The following is a 14785-nucleotide window of genomic DNA, read 5'->3' as shown; positions in this document are numbered from 1 at the left end:
CGCCCTCACTGTTCCTACAGCCCGACCAGCACCTCGGACGTCGCAACTGCGGCGAAGCTTAGGGTCATCAGCAAGACCAAATAGCTGGCCGTGAAGGCCCGGAAAGCGCTGCGTTTCGAGAATACGGCGTGTGTCATGCGTCTGCTCCTTTCGCGTTTTCGGCGTGGCGTGATCCAAATGGCTTAAGCGGCCACCTGATCTACAAACGCGCGAGCCAAGGATTCCCGTCGCTGGAATCGACAATTCCGCCTGGCTGGTTTCCCGCCCCCCGTTGCAAAGCCGCTTCCCAAGCGTCATATAGTCATGAACATTGTGTAATCAGGCAGGCCCATGACCAACTATCTCGAGTTCGAAAAACCGCTGGCTGAAATCGAAGGCAAGGCAGAAGAACTGCGCGCACTTGCCCGCAACAACGAAGAGATGGATGTCGAAGGCGAAGCGCAAGCGCTGGACGCCAAGGCCGAGAAGCTTCTGAAAGAACTCTATGAAGGCCTAAGCCCGTGGCGCAAATGTCAGGTGGCCCGTCACCCGGATCGCCCCCATTGCCGCGACTACATCAACGCGCTGTTCACCGAATACACGCCGCTGGCAGGCGACCGAAACTTTGCTGATGACCACGCGGTTATGGGTGGTCTGGGCCGCATCGGTGACATCCCGGTTGTCGTCATGGGTCAGGAAAAGGGCCACGACACCAAAACCCGCATCGAACGCAATTTCGGCATGGCCCGCCCCGAGGGCTATCGCAAAGCCATCCGCCTGATGGATCTGGCCGACCGCTTTGGCCTGCCCATCGTGGCGCTGGTCGACACCCCCGGCGCCTATCCCGGCAAAGGTGCGGAAGAACGCGGCCAGTCCGAGGCGATCGCCCGTTCGACCGAACGCTGCCTGAACGTGAAATCGCCCGTGATCTCGGTGATCATCGGCGAAGGTGGCTCGGGCGGTGCGGTTGCACTGGCCACGGCGAACTCGGTCATGATGCTGGAACACTCGGTCTATTCGGTGATCTCGCCGGAAGGCTGCGCATCGATCCTGTGGAAAGACGCCGAGAAGATGCGCGAAGCTGCCGAAGCACTGCGCCTGACCGCGCAGGACCTGAAGCAGTTGGGCGTGATCGACAACATCATCCCCGAACCGATGGGCGGCGCCCAGCGCGGTCGGGATGAAACCATCGCAGCCGTCGGCAAGGCCATCGAAGCCGAGCTGAAAGCGCTGATGAAGCGTCAGGATGGAGATTCGCTGTTGAAGGAACGCCGCGAGAAGTTCCTGAAGATGGGTTCGAAAGGTCTGGCCGCCTAACACCAGATTCACGCTTTCGTGGGGCGGGTTGGAAGCCCGGCCCGCATGCACAATATTCACGGGACCACAGATCAGGAGGGTTCCCCGTGGATTGGAAAGCATTTCTTGCAGAAACCGAAGGTAATATTGGACATCTGGCCAAGGACGTTCCGGCCACGATGAAAGGCTTTGGCCAGATGGGTGCTGCGGCAAAGACCGACGGCGCGCTCAGCGAAAAGACCAAAGAATTCATTGCCCTCGGCATCGCGATCTCGACCCGCTGCGACAGCTGCATTGGCTTTCATGTGCGGTCTCTGGTTCGACTGGGAACCACGCTGGATGAGCTGAACGAGGCGTTGGCCATGACGACCTATATGGGCGGCGGCCCGTCGCTGGCTTACAGCGCCAAGGCGCGGGAGGCGTATGAGCAGTTCAGCGCCTAAGCCTTACCACAAGGTCCGTTCTGCACGCTCCGGCCAGGCGCGGTCATAGTCTTCGCCGCCAAACTCGCCCGAGCTCATTTCCTTCAAAATGTCCCCGATGGTGGGCAGCGCGCCGCTCTGATCCCCGGCGCTCCACAGTTTGGAGCGCATCAGGGCCTTGGCGCATTGCACATAGATCTCGTGAATGCGGAAGATCAGCACGGTGCGGGGGCGTTTTCCGGATTTCTCGAACCGGGCGCAAAAGGCGTCGTCTGCAGTGATCCGCGCCTCTCCGTTCACGCGGACCACGTTGTCGGATCCGGGCACCATGAACATCAACGACGCACGCGGGTCTTGGACAATATTGCGCAGGCTGTCGATGCGATTGTTACCGCTCCAATCCGGCATCGCCAGCGTGCGGGCGTCCAGTTCGGTCACCACCGGGCCATCATCCCCGCGCGGGGTGCCATCTGTACCGTCAGGACCAACCGTGGACAGAATGCAAAACTTCGAGGCCATGATCCATTGGCGATAGGTCGGCGTCAGCTCGTGTGCGACTTTGACCTGCGAGCCTTTGCTGGGCGTTCCGTACAGCGCCTCGAGCGCCTCTGTCGTCTTGATGAAGTCCATTATTTCTCCAGCTTAAATCCGGCCTCTTCCATCAACGCGTCCGAGCCGCTTTCCACCACGTCTTCGATCCGTTCCATGAATTCGTTCAGCTCAAGGCCCGGTTCAATCGGGTCGTGAAACTCCAACACTGCGAGCCCCGGATGGCGCATGATCCCGTGGCGCTTCCAGAACACGCCGACATTGGTCGAGGCGGGAATGACAGTCTGCCCAGTTTCCCGATACAGCACGCCCGTGCCAACCTTATAGGGTTTCTTGGCCCCCGCCGCGACGCGCGTCCCTTGCGAGAAAATCACCAGCTGCCCCGGTTTCGATTGCCCGTCCTTCACGGCGGCCACCATCTGCTTGATCGCCGCGCCCTTCTTGCCGCGGTTCACCGGGACCGAGTTGGTATAGACCGCGTAGATGTTGATGATCGGCGCCCATTTCAGCTGGCTTTTATAGATGAACTTCAAGCGCGGCAGGACCGAGGCCAGCAGCAAGATGTCGAAGAACGACTGGTGTTTTGCGGCGATCAGAACCTCGCCCGTCGGCACCTCGCCCCGGATTTCGCTTTTCAGCCCGACCATCCATGACGCGGTCCAGCGCACCCAGTTGCAGTAAAAGCGGATCACCTTGAACGCATTGTCGCGCTTGATCCAGACAAGTGGGACACCGATAAAGCCGACGATCGGCAGCATGATGTACATCTGGGTGATGAACAGAAGCGAGCGCAGCCATTGAATTGCGTGACGCATCAGCGTTTCTCCTGCAGGGTTGTCAGGGCGGCTTGGCGGGTGGCCAGGAACGCCACCAGTGCCGCGAAGAGGGGGATCACAAGGGGCCACAGCCACTGCCAGCCCTGAAGGCCAAGCCCGGTCAGGAAGCCGCCTTCGGCCCCGGCCGAGGGCAGCAGGAACAGCGCCAGCGCGCCCATCACAGTGCCCACCGCTGCACCGGCAAGCGCGCGCAGCGTGTAGCGGCGCACAAAGGCGTGGGCGATATAGCTGTCCCGCGCACCGATCAGACGCAGCACGCGGATCACCTGTTCATTGGCCGACAGCGCAGCCGAGGCCGCCAGCGTGATCACCACGCCCGCCAGTGCCGTGATCAACACAATTGCCACCAGTCCCAGCGACCGCAGTCGCGTGGCGGCTTTCACCAAAGGCTCGCGCCAGCGGGCATGGTCATCCAGAATGGCGCCGGGGGCTTCGCCCGCCAGACGGGCACGCAGCCCGGCGGCGTCAAAGCCCTCGTCATCTTCAATCACTTCGACCAAACGCGGGATCGGCAGACGATCCAGCGGCAGATCCGGGCCGAACCACGGCTCTAACAATGCGCGCTGTTCGTCCTCGCCCAAGGGCCGCGCCTCTTTCACGCCGGGGGTGGTTGCCAAGATCTCGGTCACGGCCAGCAGCTGGGCATCCATCTGGTCCGCCGGGGCCGAAATACGGATCGTCGCGCTTTTCGCCAAGGCATCGCCCCAGCGGTCGGCCAGACGTCCGGTCGCCAGCGAAAAGGCCAAGGCAAACACCGCCAGAAACGCCATCGCGGCCGAGGCAAAGACCGTCAGGCGCGCGGTAAACCCGGTGGGCGGCACCACGCGGTCGGCTTGCGCATCGCCAGACAGAAATCGAAGGATGTTGGACAGAAGGGTCATCACAGATTTGCCCCCGCTGCTGTTACCTGATGGTTCGAAATCCGCAGCACCCGCGCCTGCACTTGCGACTTGGCCGACCGGATCAGGTTCATGTCGTGGGTGGCGATCATCACGGTCTTGCCCATGCGGTTCAGTTCAACCAGCAACTGAAGCAGACGCACCGACATGTCCCAATCCACGTTGCCCGTCGGCTCGTCCGCCAAAATGACATCCGGGGACATGATCACAGCCCGCGCCAGCGCCGCCCTCTGACGTTCCCCGCCGGACAGCTCGGGTGGCTTGGCGTTGGCCTGTTGTTGCAGCCCGACCCACGCCAGAAGCTCTTGCAGTTCGGACGGGTCGTGCAACGCGCGACCAGACACGGTCAGCGGCAGCATGATGTTTTCCGCAAGGCTCAGGTGATCCAGAAACTGGCAGTCCTGATGCACGACACCGATGCGGCGGCGAACCTCGGCCACGTCATCGCGCTGCATCTCGCGCACATTCTGGCCAAACAACGCAACACTGCCCTGTTCCGCGACCAGCTCTCCATAGCACAGCTTCATCAACGTGGTTTTACCCGCGCCCGACGGTCCCGTCAGAAAATGAAACGATCCCTGCGCCAAGGACATGGTCACATCGGACAACAACGTCCCGGTGCCATAGCCATAAGCGACCTGTTCCAGCTCGATCAATGTGATGCCCTCGTGCTTGCTTGGCGCCAGTTGTGCCTCAGCTAGCGGATTGTTTCAATGTGCGACACACGAGTGTTTGATTTCCACAAGCTTTTTGCTCATATTACTCTTGATTGAGGCGGAAGATTTCCAGCCAGTCTGAGGGGAATAGGTACAAAATGCGTTTGGTTTGCCCCAATTGCGGTGCTCAGTACGAAGTTGATGATCGCGTGATGCCCGAAGAGGGCCGTGATGTTCAGTGTTCGAATTGTGGTCACGCGTGGTTTTTCACTCCACCCAAGCCTGCTACCGCCCAAGCCGAAGAAGCTCCTGAACCGAAGATCGAGATCCCGGCACCGGCTGCAGCAAACGTAGAAGAGGCGCCCGAATCCGCCCCGGAACCCGCGTCGACACCCGATCCCGAACCCACCCCGGACGAGACGCCCAGCGCCGATCCAGAGGTCCGCGAAGAAGTCGCCGAGGCTGAGGAAGCCGACGCGCCCGAAGCTGCCCCCGAAGAACCCGAAGTCGAGGCGGCAGAAGCCGAAGACCAGCCAAAAGAAGCGGACGCCGAGCCCGAGGCCGAAGCAGAGGTCGAACCAGACCAATCCGACGACGCAGACGATGGCGATGATGAAGACGACGCGGACACTCCGATGCCCGCCGTCGCCGCTACGCCCCGCAAAGAGGTCAGCGAAGAAGTCAAACAGATCCTGCAGGAAGAAGCCGAGCAAGAGCTGCGCGCCCGCGAGGCAGACCAACAAGGGATTGAAACCCAGCCGGATCTTGGGCTGGACGCGGCCCAACGGGACAATGACGCCGAACTTGCAGCCCGCCTTCAAAAAATGGAAGACGAGGCAAACGCCGCGCTGGAAGAGGTCGAAGAGAAAGACCTGCGCAGCCGCGACATGCTGCCGGATATTGAAGAGATCAACTCGACCCTCGATGCCCCGGATGGCGCGGATGACACGCGCATCGATCTTGGCCCCATGGCCGGTGAAACCGCATCTGGCGGCAAAGGATTCCGTCGCGGCTTCAGCCTGACCATCCTGCTGGCCGTGCTTCTGGTCAGCCTTTACGTGCTGGCCCCGCAGATCGCTGAACGCTTCCCGCAGGCGCAGGGCGTGCTTGACCAATACACCGCGATGGGCGACAGCGTCCGGCTTTGGCTGGAAGGTGCCATGCAATCCGCAATCGAGAAGATGCGTGGCTTGATGGATACCTCGTCCGAAGGCTAACCCCCCGAAACTTGACCAGATTGGCTCCGGCGCGTTTCAGCGCCCCGGAAACTTGCGCCCGATTACCGGTGCAAACAGCACGACAATCACGATCCGCAGGATGTGGTGCGTGACGACATAGGCCAGATCCGATCCCGCGATAATCGCGATCACCACCATCTCGGCCTGACCGCCGGGCAGGAAGGCCAGAAGCGCATCAAGGGACGGGGCAAGCTCCAAGCGGGTGATCAGGATGAAAAATCCAAACGAGATTGCGCCAAGTAGGACGGAATAGAGGACGCCGGCAAAGACATTCACGCGGATTTCCCGGCTGGTGATCCCGACATATTTCACACCCACGGCGATCCCGATGAAGAACTGTGCGGCCTGAATGATCTCGGCCGGGGGGCGCGTCTCGATTACGCCCGCCAAGGACAAGGCGGTGGTCACGATCATCGGCCCCAGAATGGACGCACCAAACAGGCCGATCCGTTCGAAAAACTTCCAGCCAAACAATCCGGCCGCGACCATGATCGCAATCTGCGCGGGCGAGATGGCCGACATCGGCTGCCCCGGCGCGACGCTCAGGTCCAGCCCCCAAACATACTGCATCAGGACAGGCGCACAGCTGACCAGCACGACGACGCGGGTTGCGTGGATCAAGGACAGCGCGCGCGGGTCGCCGCCCGCTTCCTCACCAAAGACCAGCATGTCCTGTAGCCCACCGGGCATGGCGCTGTACCACGACGTGACGGGATCAAAGCCGAAGACATGGCGCAACAGGGGATACCCCACTACCGCAATGGTCGCGATGAATAGCGGCACGAAGGCCAACGAGCTTGCGATCTCGGGCATGCGGCCCAAAAGCTCGGGCGTGATTGAGCTGCCAACCGCGACCCCAAGAAAGGTCCGCATGAACAGCCCGAATTGCCCAGCGCCCTTCAGCTGCATCCCCGCAAGGGCGGCAATCAGGCAGGCGGACATTGGCCCAAGCAGGAACGGCAAAGGCAGCCCAAGGATAAAGAACCCCAGACTGCCTGCACCTGCGATCAGAAAGGTCATGGCACGCGACATGCGTCAGCCTTTCGCCTTAATCGACATAGACATCAATCCCCTTCTGCCACGCCTTCCTGACGCGCTTTCGCACGGCGGGCGCGGTAGCTTGGGATGACCACCAGCAGAACCGCGATCACCAGCAAGCCTAGGGTCATCGGACGGTCAAAGATGAACCCGATCCCATCATACAGCTGCATCGAGCGCGAGAAGTTGTCCTCCAACATCCCACCCAGAATGAAGCCGATCAGCAGCGGCGCCAGCGGGTAATCCGCAAACTTCAGAACCGTCGCACAGATGCCCATGCCCACAAGGATCAACAACTCGGTCGCGTTGTTCTGTCCGATATAGCTGCCCATCAGCGTGAAGAAGAGGATGAACGGAATCAGATAGTTACGCGGAATGGCCAGAACCTTGGCGATATAGGGGATCAGCGGCAGGTTCAGGATCAGCAGCACAAGGTTGCCGATATACATCGAGATGATGACCGCCCAGAAAATCTGCGGCTCGTCGATCATCAGGCGCGGACCGGGCGTGACGTTCAGCGCAATTAGCGCACCCAGCAGGATCGCCGTCGTGCCCGAACCGGGAATGCCCAACGTCAGAAGCGGCACGAACGAGCCGGTGCAGGCCGCGTTGTTGGCGGTTTCCGGCGCGGCTAGACCCTTGATGGCACCCTTGCCGAACTCCTCCTGCTCTTCCTTGGTCGCGATGTTGCGTTCAACCGCATAGCCAAGGAATGATGCGATGGTCGCCCCCGCTCCCGGCAGCACCCCGATGAAGAAACCTTGAATCGACTGACGGCCAATGACCGGCGCGATCTTGCGTCCCTCTTCTTTGGTGATGCGCAGGTTCTCGATCTTGCCGCTAGCACCTTGGGCCGACCGTTTCGGATTCAGGACCAGAAACAGCGCCTCGGGCAAAGCGAACATCGCCATCGCCAGCGTAATGAAACTGAAACCCGACTGCAGATCCATCAGCCCCATGGTGAACCGCGGCATGTTGAACAAGGCACCTTCGCCCACTGTGGCCATGACAAGCCCCAGCAAGGTCATCAGGATCGCCTTACCCACGTTGCCGGTCCCCGCGAAGGCCGCGATGGCCGACAGGCCTACGACCATCAGGGCGAAGTACTCGGCCGAGTGGAACAGCAGGGCGACAGTCGACAGCATGGGGGCAAAGATCATCAGAAGCAGCGCCCCGATGCTGCCCCCCGCGAACGAGGCGATGGCCGCAATGGTCAGCGCCTTACCGGCCTGCCCTTTTCGGGCCATCGGATAGCCATCAAAACTGGATGCCACGGTCCCAGCCACGCCCGGTGCGTTCAGCAGGATGGACGAGGTCGAGCCGCCGAAAATGGCGCCGTAGTACACACCGGCCAACAGGATGATGGCAGCCGACGGATCCCCGATGGTGATGGCAACCGGGATCATAATGGCGATGATCGACATCGGGCCCAAACCGGGCAACATGCCAATGAACGTGCCGATCAGACAGCCCGCAATCACCATCAGAAGGTTTTGGATTGAGAATGCGGCGCTAAGGCCGATCAGAAGTCCTTCGATCATGTCTCAGCTCCTTAAATAAAGAACGGCCAGGGGCGCAGGAAGATGCCCAGCACCTCGTCCACCAGATACCAGACGACAAAGCTGGCAAGGCCAGCGACGGGCAGCAGGATGTGAAACTTGCGTTCCCCCAAGGCGAAAGAGCCGCAGCACAGGAAAGCGAAGGTCGCGAACAGGAAACCCGCAGGACGCAACAGCAGCGCATAGGCCACCATCAAGCCCAAGAGCGTCAGCGCTTGGCCCAGGTGATAGTCCCCCAGACGCCGATAATCGATGTCCGGCTCTTGGTCACTTTCCGGAGCTTTTTCGAACCCCAGCAGAATGAACAGCGACGTGGCGATCGTTAGCACGGCCAGAACCTTGGGGAAGGTGCTTGGCCAGATCGGGTTGCGCTGCATAAATGGCGGCAAAGACGCGTCCATTGTGAAGAAGGCGGCATAGCCATAGGCCAGCGCGGCGCATAGAATGATGAATGATACCCAGCGATCCAAAGCCATCAGGTTCCTCCTTGTTCCGATAGTTGGGAAGGGGCGTTGCCCCTCTTGAGCCTGCGGCTCAATTCACCCCAAGGTATTTTGGGCAAGAGGAAAGAGGTTGTTAACCATTCTTCCGCTAAGCTCCCCGCACGGTACAGGCTGAGGAGCCGATGACCGTGCAAGGGGAAGGTGTCTCCTTCCAGTGGGGAGGGCCTTTGCTCTCCCCTTCCTCTTGCCCGAAATACCTCGGGGAGCGCGAGGGGCTGGCCCCTCGCACCCGGTGTTTTAGAGGAAGCCGAGCTTCTTCATCAGGTCACCAATGACCTGCTCCTGACCTTCCAGGAAGGTTTTGAAGTCATCGCCCGAATTGTGGATGTTGACCCAGCCATTGCGTGCGCGCACGGCTTCCCATTCGGGGGTGTCATACATCTTGGCGATGGCCTCTTGGTACATGGCCAGCTTGTCGGCTGGCAGGCCGGGGGCTGCGAAGAACCCGCGCCAGTTGACGAAGGTGGTATCGATCCCTTGTTCCTTCATAGTCGGGGCGTCATAGGCGGCGACACGCTCGTCCGCGGTCACGCCAAGGATCTTGACCTCGCCGGCTTCGGCCAGGGCCACGGCTTCCGAGAACCCGGTCGACAGGGCTGCGATTTCGCCCGACAGCAGGGCTGCCATGGCTTTACCGCCTGCGTCGTAGGGGATGTACTTCACGGCCAGCGCATCTTTGCCCGCGGCCTCCATCACCATGGCTGCAACCAGGTGGTCCATACCGCCCGGAACCGAACCGCCACCAATGGCGGTGCCCGATGCATCCGCGTCGAACGCTGCCAGAAGGTCGCCCATCGAGTTCAGCGGGCTGTCCTTGCCCACAACGATGGCCGCGTAGTCGCCGATGGTGCCCGAGACCAAGGTCAGGTCGCGGAAGTTATGCGGGAACACGCCGGTCAGCGAGCGGATCACGATCGGGGTCGAGTTGACCATCAGTGTGCCGTGCTGGCTATCAGCGTTTTCGATCAGGTAACCGATGGCCTTACCACCGCCGCCACCCGACATGTTCTCATACGATGCGGTGCCGACCAGACCTGCGCCGGTCAGCGCTTCGCCGGTGCCACGTGCGGTGCCGTCCCAGCCGCCGCCTGCGCCACCGGGGATCAGGAAGTGAATGCTGTCAACGACCTTGTGGTCATCAGCAAAAACCGGAGCAGCAAGGCTGAGCGATGCAGCAGCAGCGATAAAGGCGCGACGGCCCAATGTGAATTTCATGTTTATGTCCTCCCATTTGACATTGGCGGCGCTTGCCGCTCATGTCGGAAGAAGGTGACAATCTAAGCTGACACAAAGCTGACACGACTAAAAAACGAGCAAAAAGAGAAAATCTTTCATGCGATTCTTGCTGATCGAAGACAACGAACAACTGGCCGAGGCTGTCGTGGACAGGCTGATGCTGGATGGCCATGTCGTCGACCACGCGCCCGATATTCAGACGGGGCATGACTTCACCGCTACAACAACTTACGACTTGATTTTGCTTGATATTATGCTTCCGGACGGCGACGGTCGTACCTTTCTTGCGCAGCATCGCAAGCAGGAAGAAAGCACGCCAGTCATCGTCCTGACCGCACGGTCTGAAGTCGCGGATCGCGTCGGTCTTCTGGATCTTGGCGCGGATGATTACATGGTGAAGCCCATCGATTTTTCCGAGCTCGAAGCACGCTGCCGCGCGGTCATGCGCCGTCGCGGAGGCGCCGCGCAGAACCTGCTGACCCTCGGTAATCTCCGCTTCGATTCGCTGTCAGGGACCCTGAAACTGCCCGATCAGGACATCCAATTGCGCACCCGCGAGCTGCGACTTTTTGAGGTTCTGGCCAACGCGCCCGGGCAGGTGTTTTCAAAATCCACGCTGGTGGACCGGCTGTTTTCCTATGACGAGGACGTCACCGAAAACGCGATCGAGGTCTATATCGGGCGGCTGCGTCGCCACCTTGATGCCTCAACCGTGAAGATCACGACCATTCGCGGGCTCGGCTATAAGCTCGAGGTCGCATGAGCACGCCGGTCGCACATGGCTCGATCCGCCGCAGGTTGTTGTTATCGCTTCTGGCAAGTGCAGCCGTCTTGGCGATTGTTGTGTACTTCGTGGTGCAATCCGTAGCGCGGCAGGTAGCGCAGGAAAGCCAAGACAACGTGTTGACCGCGTCCGCCCTGTCCATTCTGGACAGCGCGCGTCTAAGCGGAGGCGAGATCAGCATCGACCTGCCCTATTCCGCGCTCTCGATGCTCGACAGCATTTCGGACGAGCGCGTGTTTTATGCCATCCGTCTTGAGGACGAGTTCCTGAGCGGTTACGCCGACCTGCCGGAGCCCACAGGTGATCCGAATGGCACCTCTAGCTTTCTTTCAACCACGTTTCTGGGCGAGGACGTCCGTGTCGTGCTGGTGAAACGGCGGATGTCGACGGATACCGGTCGAAGCTTCCTGAAGGTCTCGGTCGCGCAGACACTATCAGGGCAGAAACAGGCGCTTGCGCGGATCTCGCGGACGTCAATGGGGATCGGGGCGGGGTTCTTCTTGGTCTCGGTGTTGCTGGCGGCGCTTATCTCGCGCAGTACGATCCGTCCGCTAGATCGGTTAACGGGCTCAGTGTCGCGCAGGGGGCCGAAAGACCTGCGCCCGGTCGCCGCCCCCGTCCCGTCCGAGATGGTGCCGTTGGTCGCCTCACTGAATTCGTTCATGCGACGCTTGCAGCAATCCCTGATGCGGTCCGAGGACTTTATCGCCGAAGCCGCGCACCGGGTGCGCACCCCCTTGGCCGTGGTCCGCACCAAGGCCGAGGTTGCACAGCGTAAGTCCGACGATCCCGAGACCCGCAAAGCGCTGCGGGAAATGATCCGCGCCATCGACGACAGCTCGCGCACAGCGGGGCAGCTTTTGGATCATGCGATGGTGACGTTTCGGCTGGACCATCTGGCGCGGGAAGAGATCAGCCTGCATCGCCTTGTGCAGGACACTGTGGAACGCATGCGCCCGACATCGGAACTGAAGGACGTCACGCTTGAAGCGACCGAGGTCGAGACGGCGACCATCAAAGGCGACCCCATCCTTGTACAGAACGCGCTGCACAATCTGTTGGACAATGCGGTAAAATATTCGCCCTCCGGGGCCGAAATCCATGTGGCGCTGACCACCACCGATGACGGCGCAAAGATCAGCGTCAAAGACACTGGACCCGGCTTCCAGACCGATGAATTGGACGTGCTTCCGAAACGCTTTGCGCGCGGTGCGAACACGCAAGACATCGTCGGGTCCGGCCTTGGCCTGACCATCGCGAAAGAGGTGGTCGAGGCCCACGGTGGCACCCTGCACATCACGAACAATCCAGGAGGCGGCGCATGCGTCAGTTTGGTCTTTCCCTCGTCCTGATCTTCGCGGCCGGCTGGGCCAGCGCCTTCGAGGCGGAAGAGGTCGCTCGGTTCGGCCCGGAGAATAGCGACCGGGAACTGCGGATCATCTCGACCGCCGACATCGCGTTCTTTGAACCGATGATCACGTCCTTTCTGGCCTCCGCCCCCAACACATCCATCGAGTACACGGTGGTCAGCTCGTCTGAACTGCAAAAGGCGATTGTGGATGAAGGCGAGGCGTTTGACGTGGCTGTGTCCAGCGCGATGGACCTACAGACCAAGCTGGCGAATGACGGCTGGGCCCAACGCTTCACGCCCGCAGCCAACAGCGCTCTACCAGACTGGGCCGTGTGGAATGACATGCTGTTTGCTTTCACACAGGAACCGGCGGCCATCGTCGTGTCCAAATCCGGCCTTGGCGACTTGCCCGTGCCCGACAGCAGAAATGACCTGATCAACCTTCTACGCCAGCACCCTGATCTATTCCGGGGCCGCGTTGGCACCTATGACGTGCGCCAGTCCGGCCTTGGCTATTTGTTCGCCACACAAGACACGCGCGCCTCAGAAATCTATTGGCGCCTGACCGAGGTCATGGGCGCGCTGGATGCACAGCTGTATTGCTGTTCGTCCGACATGATCGACGCGGTAAAGTCCGGCGAGCTGCTGATCGCCTACAATGTCCTTGGAAGCTACGCCATCAACCGCGCAGATCGGGACGAGTTCGCCATCATACTGCCGTCCGATTTCACCACGGTCATGCTGCGCACCGCACTGATTCCCAGCAATGCGCCATCGTCTGAACTGGCTGCCTTGTTTCTGGATCACCTGATGGCGCGATCGCATGGACAAGATGCGCAGCTTCTGACCAATCCCGCGCTAGATCTCAGCCAGAACGAAGCCGCTTTAAATCGAATCCGGATCGGTCCGGGACTTCTGGTGTTCTTGGATCAGCTGAAGAAACGCGCTTTTCTGTCGGAATGGGAAAGCGCCATTTTGCAAAACTGAGCCCGACGTGGTCGCATCCCCAGAAATGACAAAACCCGCCAAAAAGGCGGGCTTTGATCAAAGCGATAGATCGCTATTTTGGTTGCGGGAGCAGGATTTGAACCTGCGACCTTCAGGTTATGAGCCTGACGAGCTACCGGGCTGCTCCATCCCGCGCCAGTAGTGTGCTGTATATAGTCCCGGGTTTCGGGAAGCTCAAGCGCAATCGGCAAAAAAACTGTTACAAAATGCATCCCATGCACTGGACGGATGACTTCGCGCGCGCAGTTCGCTAAGTCTTTGGGAACAAATGAGGGTTTCATGGACGGCACACTGGCAATTCTGTTTCTGTTGACCGGGCTGATTGACATGTGGGTCAATCACTGCGACCGCGGCTGCGTGAAACCCGCAATCGAAATTGCACGCCACACCATGTCCGCAGGCAGCGTCATTTTCGAGGCAGATTCGATTGGCGGCGAGGTGTACTATCGCCATGACCTGCCCGTCAGCTTCGGCCCCTTCCGACCCGTCGTTGGCGTGTCTGTCGACAGTCTTGGCGATGTCTGGATTGGCGCGGGGGCTGTGAACGAGTTCCGCATGCCAAGTGGACCGGGCTTTGCCGAGCTCAGCTTCATGCCTGGCTGGTGGATGCGTTCGGAAAACGGCCCCGTCTTAGGGTATCCGCTAGAGTTTCGCTCGGGCATCGAGGCCGGCGTTTATCGTGAAACCGGCGAACGGGTTGGGGTGTCTCTGGACCATCGGTCAAACGGAGAGCTGAGCTATCCTATTCCGAATCCCGGGCTGGAAACGCTTCACCTTCGCTTCGCACAGTGACATCACACGACAGCTTCCAGACTGTCTTCGGCGGCTTCTTTCGGTGCGCCAGCCTGCGCAACCTTTCGCGCAAGATCCAATGAGATCATCGCATCCAACGCCAACCGAAACCTCACATCCCGCTCAGCCCGTGCGCGCAACTCATTCACATCCCAGAACAGCAACTCCCCGTCTTCGGCCATCATGACCGTCGCTGACGCCTTGTTGTTGGTCAGAAACGCGACTTCCCCTACGAAATTGCCACTGTGCATGAAGAAACTGCCATCCGGCTTCTGAACTTCAACCAAGCCTGAGATGACATAGTACAGATCAGGCACTGCAGCGCCGGCGGTGGTTAACACTTTGCCCTTAATCAGTTTTTCGCGCTGCGCCAGCAACATGAGCTTCCGGAAGTCTCCCGGGGGCAATGCGCTGAACGACGGGTAGATATCAATGTCCCTCCTTGGCAAAATCCATCTGGATCTCCGGATCAACAGATTGCTGAGGCCGATTAGGTTCGCCATCCCAGTGGCTGCACTGGCCCAGATCGCCGACCAAAGCGGGTCATCGGACACGACCGCGTAGTACCAGATATACAACCCGGTCCCGATCAACAGCATTGTCAAGGGCGGCGCAAAAGTGGGCCAGTAGGGCGGCGTA

At 60.2% G+C, this 14785-nt stretch carries 17 protein-coding genes and 1 tRNA gene; 7 read left to right on the top strand and 11 right to left on the bottom strand.

Features of this window, described 5'->3' with window-relative positions; all coding sequences use genetic code 11:
- Nucleotides 1–14: 14 nt before the first annotated feature.
- Nucleotides 15–137 carry a hypothetical protein gene (locus EOL43_RS15585; RefSeq protein WP_276320890.1) on the bottom strand — a complete coding sequence of 41 codons (123 nt, stop codon included), beginning with the start codon at nt 135–137 and terminating at the stop codon, nt 15–17.
- Nucleotides 138–330: 193 nt separating this feature from the next.
- On the opposite strand from EOL43_RS15585, the gene EOL43_RS12040 reads away from it, so the two are divergent.
- Both EOL43_RS12040 and EOL43_RS12035 read left to right on the top strand, forming a co-directional pair.
- Nucleotides 331–1296: an acetyl-CoA carboxylase carboxyltransferase subunit alpha gene (locus tag EOL43_RS12040; protein ID WP_133488923.1), complete on the top strand. Its 966-nt coding sequence runs from the start codon at nt 331–333 to the stop codon at nt 1294–1296.
- An 86-nt stretch (nt 1297–1382) separates the two neighbouring features.
- Nucleotides 1383–1718 carry a carboxymuconolactone decarboxylase family protein gene (locus EOL43_RS12035; protein ID WP_133488921.1) on the top strand — a complete coding sequence of 112 codons (336 nt, stop codon included), beginning with the start codon at nt 1383–1385 and terminating at the stop codon, nt 1716–1718.
- A 3-nt stretch (nt 1719–1721) separates the two neighbouring features.
- On the opposite strand, the gene EOL43_RS12030 is transcribed toward EOL43_RS12035, so the two are convergent.
- The 4 genes from EOL43_RS12030 to EOL43_RS12015 are packed head-to-tail and all read right to left on the bottom strand — an operon-like array spanning nt 1722 to nt 4637.
- Nucleotides 1722–2327 (bottom strand): pyridoxamine 5'-phosphate oxidase family protein, encoded by a 606-nt coding sequence (locus EOL43_RS12030; protein WP_133488919.1) that lies wholly within the window; start codon nt 2325–2327, stop codon nt 1722–1724.
- Nucleotides 2327–3061 (bottom strand): lysophospholipid acyltransferase family protein, encoded by a 735-nt coding sequence (locus tag EOL43_RS12025; protein ID WP_133488917.1) that lies wholly within the window; start codon nt 3059–3061, stop codon nt 2327–2329. The genes EOL43_RS12030 and EOL43_RS12025 overlap by 1 nt, the downstream gene beginning before the upstream one ends.
- Nucleotides 3061–3963, bottom strand: coding sequence for a cell division protein FtsX (locus EOL43_RS12020; protein WP_205669550.1), 903 nt, complete (start codon nt 3961–3963; stop codon nt 3061–3063). The genes EOL43_RS12025 and EOL43_RS12020 overlap by 1 nt, the downstream gene beginning before the upstream one ends.
- On the bottom strand, nt 3963–4637 hold the full coding sequence (locus EOL43_RS12015) for a cell division ATP-binding protein FtsE (protein WP_133488913.1): 675 nt from the start codon (nt 4635–4637) through the stop codon (nt 3963–3965). The genes EOL43_RS12020 and EOL43_RS12015 overlap by 1 nt, the downstream gene beginning before the upstream one ends.
- A gap of 158 nt (nt 4638–4795) precedes the next feature.
- Between EOL43_RS12015 and EOL43_RS12010 the strand changes: the two genes are divergently transcribed.
- Complete coding sequence (locus tag EOL43_RS12010) at nt 4796–5854, top strand: zinc-ribbon domain-containing protein (protein ID WP_133488911.1); 1059 nt, start codon at nt 4796–4798, stop codon at nt 5852–5854.
- Nucleotides 5855–5890: 36 nt separating this feature from the next.
- Here the strand turns inward: EOL43_RS12010 and EOL43_RS12005 are convergent, their stop codons facing one another.
- From EOL43_RS12005 to EOL43_RS11990, 4 genes are all read right to left on the bottom strand, one after another.
- A complete protein-coding gene (locus tag EOL43_RS12005; protein WP_133488909.1) occupies nt 5891–6907 on the bottom strand; it encodes an AbrB family transcriptional regulator in 1017 nt (338 codons plus the stop codon).
- Nucleotides 6908–6939: 32 nt separating this feature from the next.
- On the bottom strand, nt 6940–8454 hold the full coding sequence (locus tag EOL43_RS12000; protein WP_133488907.1) for a tripartite tricarboxylate transporter permease: 1515 nt from the start codon (nt 8452–8454) through the stop codon (nt 6940–6942).
- A gap of 11 nt (nt 8455–8465) precedes the next feature.
- Nucleotides 8466–8948, bottom strand: a complete 483-nt coding sequence (locus EOL43_RS11995) for a tripartite tricarboxylate transporter TctB family protein (protein ID WP_133488905.1) — start codon at nt 8946–8948, stop codon at nt 8466–8468.
- 264 nt (nt 8949–9212) lie between these two features.
- Entirely contained in the window at nt 9213–10190 is a 978-nt protein-coding gene (locus EOL43_RS11990; RefSeq protein ID WP_133488903.1) for a tripartite tricarboxylate transporter substrate binding protein, read from the bottom strand.
- Nucleotides 10191–10308: 118 nt separating this feature from the next.
- On the opposite strand from EOL43_RS11990, the gene EOL43_RS11985 reads away from it, so the two are divergent.
- From EOL43_RS11985 to EOL43_RS11975, 3 genes are read left to right on the top strand one after another with little or no spacing between them, the layout of a single operon-like run.
- Complete coding sequence (locus EOL43_RS11985) at nt 10309–10974, top strand: response regulator transcription factor (RefSeq protein ID WP_133488901.1); 666 nt, start codon at nt 10309–10311, stop codon at nt 10972–10974.
- Entirely contained in the window at nt 10971–12347 is a 1377-nt protein-coding gene (locus EOL43_RS11980) for a sensor histidine kinase (RefSeq protein WP_133488899.1), read from the top strand. Before EOL43_RS11985 ends, EOL43_RS11980 begins: the two co-directional genes overlap by 4 nt.
- Nucleotides 12317–13333, top strand: coding sequence for an ABC transporter substrate-binding protein (locus EOL43_RS11975; RefSeq protein WP_133488897.1), 1017 nt, complete (start codon nt 12317–12319; stop codon nt 13331–13333). Before EOL43_RS11980 ends, EOL43_RS11975 begins: the two co-directional genes overlap by 31 nt.
- A 79-nt stretch (nt 13334–13412) precedes the next feature.
- Here the strand turns inward: EOL43_RS11975 and EOL43_RS11970 are convergent.
- A tRNA-Met gene (locus tag EOL43_RS11970) sits at nt 13413–13489 on the bottom strand.
- 144 nt (nt 13490–13633) lie between these two features.
- Here EOL43_RS11970 and EOL43_RS11965 point away from each other — a divergent pair.
- On the top strand, nt 13634–14146 hold the full coding sequence (locus EOL43_RS11965; RefSeq protein ID WP_133488895.1) for an acyloxyacyl hydrolase: 513 nt from the start codon (nt 13634–13636) through the stop codon (nt 14144–14146).
- Between the two features lie 2 nt (nt 14147–14148).
- On the opposite strand, the gene EOL43_RS11960 is transcribed toward EOL43_RS11965, so the two are convergent.
- Nucleotides 14149–14785 (bottom strand): cyclic nucleotide-binding domain-containing protein (locus EOL43_RS11960; protein WP_205669549.1); only part of this gene is annotated, 637 nt, incomplete at its 5' end.

Origin of the sequence: Aliiroseovarius marinus (assembly GCF_004360145.1) — a bacterium.
Lineage (GTDB): Bacteria > Pseudomonadota > Alphaproteobacteria > Rhodobacterales > Rhodobacteraceae > Aliiroseovarius > Aliiroseovarius marinus.
The sequence above is the reverse complement of the archived record's forward strand: the minus strand, read 5'-3'. Positions and strand labels throughout refer to the sequence as shown.

Coding starts and splice junctions, on each gene's coding strand:
- EOL43_RS15585 (WP_276320890.1), bottom strand. CDS start 137: ATGACACACGCCGTATTCTCGAAACGCAGCGCTTTCCGGGCCTTCACG.
- EOL43_RS12040 (WP_133488923.1), top strand. CDS start 331: ATGACCAACTATCTCGAGTTCGAAAAACCGCTGGCTGAAATCGAAGGC.
- EOL43_RS12030 (WP_133488919.1), bottom strand. CDS start 2,327: ATGGACTTCATCAAGACGACAGAGGCGCTCGAGGCGCTGTACGGAACG.
- EOL43_RS12025 (WP_133488917.1), bottom strand. CDS start 3,061: ATGCGTCACGCAATTCAATGGCTGCGCTCGCTTCTGTTCATCACCCAG.
- EOL43_RS12020 (WP_205669550.1), bottom strand. CDS start 3,963: ATGACCCTTCTGTCCAACATCCTTCGATTTCTGTCTGGCGATGCGCAA.
- EOL43_RS12010 (WP_133488911.1), top strand. CDS start 4,796: ATGCGTTTGGTTTGCCCCAATTGCGGTGCTCAGTACGAAGTTGATGAT.
- EOL43_RS12005 (WP_133488909.1), bottom strand. CDS start 6,907: ATGTCGCGTGCCATGACCTTTCTGATCGCAGGTGCAGGCAGTCTGGGG.
- EOL43_RS12000 (WP_133488907.1), bottom strand. CDS start 8,454: ATGATCGAAGGACTTCTGATCGGCCTTAGCGCCGCATTCTCAATCCAA.
- EOL43_RS11995 (WP_133488905.1), bottom strand. CDS start 8,948: ATGGCTTTGGATCGCTGGGTATCATTCATCATTCTATGCGCCGCGCTG.
- EOL43_RS11990 (WP_133488903.1), bottom strand. CDS start 10,190: ATGAAATTCACATTGGGCCGTCGCGCCTTTATCGCTGCTGCTGCATCG.
- EOL43_RS11985 (WP_133488901.1), top strand. CDS start 10,309: ATGCGATTCTTGCTGATCGAAGACAACGAACAACTGGCCGAGGCTGTC.
- EOL43_RS11980 (WP_133488899.1), top strand. CDS start 10,971: ATGAGCACGCCGGTCGCACATGGCTCGATCCGCCGCAGGTTGTTGTTA.
- EOL43_RS11975 (WP_133488897.1), top strand. CDS start 12,317: ATGCGTCAGTTTGGTCTTTCCCTCGTCCTGATCTTCGCGGCCGGCTGG.
- EOL43_RS11965 (WP_133488895.1), top strand. CDS start 13,634: ATGGACGGCACACTGGCAATTCTGTTTCTGTTGACCGGGCTGATTGAC.